The sequence below is a fragment of the Bacillus sp. 7894-2 genome, assembly GCF_002272225.1.
Classification (GTDB): Bacteria; Bacillota; Bacilli; order Bacillales; family Cytobacillaceae; genus Cytobacillus.
The window spans coordinates 1-5651 of record NZ_NPDG01000139.1 but is presented as its reverse complement, the minus strand read 5'-3'; the positions used below and the strand labels follow the sequence as shown (position 1 = coordinate 5651).

The window sequence follows — 5651 nt, the reverse complement described above, 5'->3', positions numbered from 1 at the left end:
AGAATGCCTAAATCTGTGATGCTGTGTCCGAACCTGAGTCCTTCTTCGAACTCACGAAGCAATAGATCCGAGACCTGGTGTCCGACCCTGTCCAATTTTCCACCCCAACAAAAAACAGGCCCCCTATAGGACCTGCTTTAGGCAGTGATTTATTTCACCATTTCTCCTTGTACCGAACGGGCAATATCGGACATTTCTTCAGGTGATAAATCGTTGGATGCGATCATATAATCCACGCCCTGGTAAGTCCAGGAGATGGTGTTGTCAGAAAGTGCACCAATGGTGAAGCCAAGGTCAACCGGCTCGCCTTTAACAGATGTAACAACGGATGATGTCGGCATGACAGTGGCCTTTTCCTGTACAAGCGTAAATGACTTTTCTCCATCATATGTCAAAACAACGCGCTTGCCGTCTTCTGTTTTCATTTCCTGTTCATCAACCAGCTTTACATCCGCCATGTCCATCTGCGGATATTTAACTGTGAACTCCTGATCCTCCACCTCGGCCATGACTGGCACTTCGAGCTGGGCGCCTGTCATGTTCTTTTGCATGTCAAAGTCTTTCTTATCGAAGCTGGCATTGAATTTTACATTTGAAAATTCTACTGTTACAAGTGCATTTTTATCAGGATCCATAACCTTCACACTGACTGGTGATAAATCGGACTTCTTCAGCTTGATTTCCTGTACAGGAAGCATCTGATTATTTTGATAGCGTGTTTTTGTTTCAAACACATAATGCTCTTTTGTAGCGGAGAACTTAGCTTCTTTATCCTCCATAATGTCCTTGATTAATGATTCATATAAATAAGCCTGGCTGCTGTTCTGCGGCCAATCACTCTGGAAGCGGAAGCTTTTGTTCAGCGCAGGAGTGAGGACAAATACACCGTCATTGTTTCTGAGAATCATCTGGCTTTGATCCTTTTGGGCGTTTTTCAGGTTTACCCGGTAAAAATCCGGATCTTTATGCCACACTTCTATTTCATATGTCTGCGGGTCCGTTCCCATCTGCAGAGTCATTTTTGCCTCTGCCTTGTATCCCTTAACGTCTTCGAGCTTTTTATCAAGATCCTTCACAACATCCTCCTGTGTTTTAGAACCACAGGCAGACAATGCAAGAACAACCAAAAGCCCGGCAAGCAGCATGAACCACTTTTTCTTCATTCCTTCAGCCCCTTTGTCTCATTTCAGTGAGATTGGCCGAACTTCCGGCCTGTCTCTCCTATCGCATTATGAATATATGAGACAACCTAAAGGAATATGCTAGGAGGAATGACAAGCTTTAGAAATTCTTCCTGCAGTAAAAATTCATTCTTTTTCTATAACCACTTGGGCCACAGCATACTCCCTGCTATGGGAAATCGACAAGTGAACCCCATCTTTAAATGGCTTTGAAATAAACGGCTTACCCTTTTCATTCTTTTCAATTTCAATATCCTGAAAGGAAAGTTCTTCGCCGATCCCGGTTCCCCACGCCTTTGAAAAGGCTTCCTTCGCCGCAAATCTTCCTGCAAGAAACTCTGCGCGCCTTTTTTCCGGCAATTGCCGATAGCCATTCAGCTCTTTTGGGGTCAAAATCCGATCAGGAAACCGCTCCTGCCTGGCAATAATTTTCCGTATCCGCTCGAGGTCTGCAATATCAATCCCAATACCGGAAATCATCTCTCATCTTCCTTCTATTTATATTATTTGCTGCATAAAGAATACAGTAGAAGCAGGATTATGTACACTTTATCTCTTGAAGTAAGTGTTATGGCATGCTGAAAAGCTGCTTTTCAGGCTATGATGTAGATAACTATTTAAGCACGGAGGAGAGCCATGTTTACGAGAACGGAAAGCTTAAAGGAATTTATCCGCTACTACCCAGTTGTTACGGCTATCATTTGTATCCATATTATCATCTATCTATTAACTGTCATTCCCCTATTCCCAAATTCGCTTATTTTTGAGAAGCTGGCAGGCGTCAATTTATATATTGTGGAGGGTGAATACTGGCGGCTGCTGAGCCCCATCATCCTGCACAGCGGCTTCTCTCATGTTTTATTTAACAGCTTTTCACTCGTTCTATTCGGTCCAGTCCTGGAGAGGCTGCTCGGAAAAACCAGATTCATTTTGGTTTATATCACAGCTGGCGCAGCCGCGAATATTGCTACACTCATCCTTGAGCCATTAACGTATATTCACGTGGGAGCCAGCGGCGCGATCTTTGGTTTGTTCGGCTACTTTGCAGCCATCCTTGTCTTTCGAAAAGAACTTTTATCCAGGGAAAACTCACAAATCATCCTGACCATTACGATCATTGGGGTCATTATGACCTTCCTGCAGCCAAACATCAATGTGACCGCACATATATTCGGCCTGATTGCAGGCTTCCTGATTGGCGCAGCCTCTCTGGCCAAAGGCCGTACATCATCTTCATCCGGCATCATAAGGTCAGGCGGACTTTCCGGCATCAGGCCTTCTTTAAAAGGAGTGCCTGCATCAAGGCTTGCTGTTTGGGGAATTATCGTTATTTTAGCCATAGTGGGGTTTTTAGCCAGATAAAGAAAAAAGCGCTCATGGGCGCTTTTCTTTTTGCTTCAGTCCGGTATAGGAATACCATTTATAAATGGCATATACATCTGTCCTGTCCAGATCCCGTACGGTTCCCCCTGTCCCGCCTGCCCCGGACATAGCGGCAGCTTCGATGGTTGCCAGACTGCGTTTTTTCTGGAAATAGCTTACTTTCATGTTGAGAGACTGGATTCGATTTCTTCTTAAGTACACTGTTGTCCTGACAATTCCGCGATATCTGAGCGCAAGCTGCTGTGAGCTGATATCCCAGCCGGCATCCCTGTATTTGAGATACGACCATCCCAGCGCAAGGATCAGCAGCACCAAAGAAAGATATCCCCATGGCCTGAAAAAGAGTATCGGTACTGCGACAAAAGGCAGAATCCACAGGAATCCTCTCCATAAATAGCGGTTAAGGGCTCTTTTCGGAGCTTTAAAGAAACCCTGCTGCAGCTCATACTGCGGCAAGTGCGGCTTTAACAAACCGGCAATCCTAGTTTTTTTCACGATCGGCAGGATCATTAGACGGGCGCTTTCATTGTCTTCAATGGATCCTCCGGCACTTTCAATATAAACAGTCGCCAGGCCAAATGGCTGCCTAAGCAGGTTTTCCCTTATCTGAATAGCCTGTATGCGGTTCAGCGGGATCGTCATTTGCCTCTTTTCGAGCAAGCCTCTGGTGACAATCAATTCATTCTCACTTCTTATTAATGTAAAACCGGCATATTTCAGCATGCTTCCAATAAGAGCGATCAGCCATGCCATTAGAAAGACAATGAAGACCAATATACTCACAAAGATCATTCCGTTGGCAATAAACCCTTCGAGCCCGGCAAACACCTTTTCATAGGGAATGATTTCTTCAAATTGAAAAACAAACGCAAAGACAGCTGAAATTACGACACCTGCCCCGCCTGAAGTTGATGACAGAAGGAAAAGTTCTCCGGCCGTAATTTTATAAATCACTTCCCGGTTCTGCACTGCTGCTTCCGGTTCTAAAGGATTATTTTTGGCAGCTGAAAATGCCTGCTGAATGAAATCTGCATCTGCTTTGGAAATAGCCGTCAATACCGCTTCTGCCTCACCCGCACCGGTTGAGCCCGCTGTCTCCACCTTCATTTTCACAAGTCCAAAAGGTCTTTGAAGCAAGCCTTCCGATAAGTCGAGACTTTGGATTCTTTCAAGCGGAATATACCTTTTCTTCCTTACCAGAACACCATACTCGATGCGAAGCTCGCCTTCCTCCAGTCTATAGGTATATCTCCACCAGGTAAGGATCCCGATTAAAAAGACTGCGATTATGACACCTATAGACAGGATAAGCTGAAAAATCTCCCCGTTTCCTCCTCTGCTTCCAAAGACGACAAAAATAAGAAAGGGCACCAGCATTTCCTTAAGATGTTTCAGGAAATTTGCTGCCGCAGCTATTGGATGCAGCCGTTTCGGATTAGACATCATCATCTGCAGCCCTTGCCAGCTGAGAAATGAAAAAGCGCAATTCCTCGGCTTCATCCACATCCAATGCCGGTATTTCATGAACGGTGGCAGCTGTCGAAATGGTGACAGTAGCCAGGCGATACTTTCTCAATATCGGCCCCTGCCTGGTATCCACATGCTGCACCCGAATCATGGGAACAAGCGTCCTTTTTATCACAAATAGCCCATTTTTAAGCTCTATTTCATTTTCCCGGACCTCATACCTCCATCTTCTCCACCTTAATGATGGGAAAGTCATAATAACCAGGTAGGCATAGGCGGAATAGAACATTAAAGAAGCTCCAATAACCCAAATAGGCCAATTAAACAGGATGGCAGCAGCAATAGCGCCCCCTGACAACACAAAAGGAAAAACAGAATGGAGCGTGCCGGAGATTCTCCAGGCAAGCAGTCCCCTTGCCGGAATCCTTTTATGCGGCTCTGTAATCATGCAGTACCCCCCGCAATTCCATAAAATTAATAGCTTAAAATCCGCTCTTTCACTTCTATAAGTATACATGACACAAAAAAGAAGTGTCTCCCTTTTATGAAAAAATTGGGGTAGTGTTTATATTTCAAAGCTGGATGAATCTATAAAAGTCAAATTGGGGTTCTTTTTCAAATCCTCTGCAAGCTTAAACAGGGCACTGTCCTTCATTTTCGCTTCGATCATGCAATGAATCTCAGGCACAGACCCCTTAATGTTCTGCAGAAACTCCATGAACATATCCGCATCAATATAATCCGCATGCGCTCTGAAGTCTTTATCTGATTTGGGGCTGGAAATATGCATTTTCACAGGCAGTTCAGAATGGTCCCAGGTTGCTGCGACCCTTTCCCATTGCCCTATCCAGTCATCATTCTTGAAATTGGCAAGGTGGTGGTGATAATCAAATACAAGCGGTATCCCAAGCTTTTCACAAAGGTAGAGCGTATCTTCAAGTGTAAAGGTAGTATCATCATTCTCGAGAATAATCATCTGCTGGATTCCGGAAGGCGTAAAGCCCCAATTATGGATAAATTGTTCGAGCGCTTTTTCTTTATCATCATATCCTCCGCCAACATGCAAAACACAGCGGTGAGCCGGATTCAGACGCATGCCTTTCAGCAGGGCCTCATGCATAGCCAGCGTTTTGATGGACATATTCAATGTGTCCACTTTCGGTGTATTAAGGAGCACAAAATGGTCAGGGTGAAAATCCACACGCATGGGATGTTCATCCAGAAAGTCGCCGATGCCCGACAGAATTTCTTTGAGTGGACGCATATACTTCCAATCAGAAAGCTCCTCATGATTAGCAAGGGGAATCAGCCGTGAGCTGAAGCGAAAAAAATGGATATCATGGGCCGCATTGTGCTTTAGCAGCCTCAGGCAATTCTCCAAATTGGAAACGGCAATTCGCTCCAGTCTTGAAATCGCCGCCTCACGGTCTTTTATACTTGAGAATTGTTTGAACGTCATCGTTTGTGATGGCGATGCGTTTTTCAGATTCATACTCATCGCAACATACCCAAGGCGTACAATCGTCATGTCGATTCCTCCCGTAAGCTTTTCCCTTAGTATGTACGGCAGCTGCTGAGAAATTGCATGTGTGGACGCACCCTGCGTACAGACAAAATAAA

General features: G+C 44.9%; 6 protein-coding genes. 1 reads left to right on the top strand and 5 read right to left on the bottom strand.

Features of this window, described 5'->3' with window-relative positions; translation table 11 throughout:
• Nucleotides 1-149: 149 nt before the first annotated feature.
• On the bottom strand, nt 150-1163 hold the full coding sequence (locus tag CHI10_RS19715; RefSeq protein WP_095245885.1) for a LolA family protein: 1014 nt from the start codon (nt 1161-1163) through the stop codon (nt 150-152).
• 144 nt (nt 1164-1307) lie between these two features.
• Entirely contained in the window at nt 1308-1661 is a 354-nt protein-coding gene (gene acpS, locus CHI10_RS19710; protein WP_095245884.1) for a holo-ACP synthase, read from the bottom strand.
• A 156-nt stretch (nt 1662-1817) separates the two neighbouring features.
• Here acpS and CHI10_RS19705 point away from each other — a divergent pair, with 156 nt between their 5' ends.
• Nucleotides 1818-2543: a rhomboid family intramembrane serine protease gene (locus CHI10_RS19705; protein WP_095245883.1), complete on the top strand. Its 726-nt coding sequence runs from the start codon at nt 1818-1820 to the stop codon at nt 2541-2543.
• 12 nt (nt 2544-2555) lie between these two features.
• Here CHI10_RS19705 and CHI10_RS19700 read toward each other — a convergent pair whose 3' ends face one another.
• The 3 genes from CHI10_RS19700 to uvsE form a co-directional block, all read right to left on the bottom strand.
• Nucleotides 2556-4013: a PH domain-containing protein gene (locus tag CHI10_RS19700; RefSeq protein WP_353615978.1), complete on the bottom strand. Its 1458-nt coding sequence runs from the start codon at nt 4011-4013 to the stop codon at nt 2556-2558.
• Nucleotides 4000-4479, bottom strand: coding sequence for a PH domain-containing protein (locus tag CHI10_RS19695; protein WP_095245882.1), 480 nt, complete (start codon nt 4477-4479; stop codon nt 4000-4002). Before CHI10_RS19695 ends, CHI10_RS19700 begins: the two co-directional genes overlap by 14 nt.
• A gap of 117 nt (nt 4480-4596) precedes the next feature.
• Nucleotides 4597-5559 carry a UV DNA damage repair endonuclease UvsE gene (gene uvsE / locus CHI10_RS19690; protein WP_095245886.1) on the bottom strand — a complete coding sequence of 321 codons (963 nt, stop codon included), beginning with the start codon at nt 5557-5559 and terminating at the stop codon, nt 4597-4599.
• Nucleotides 5560-5651: the final 92 nt, after the last annotated feature.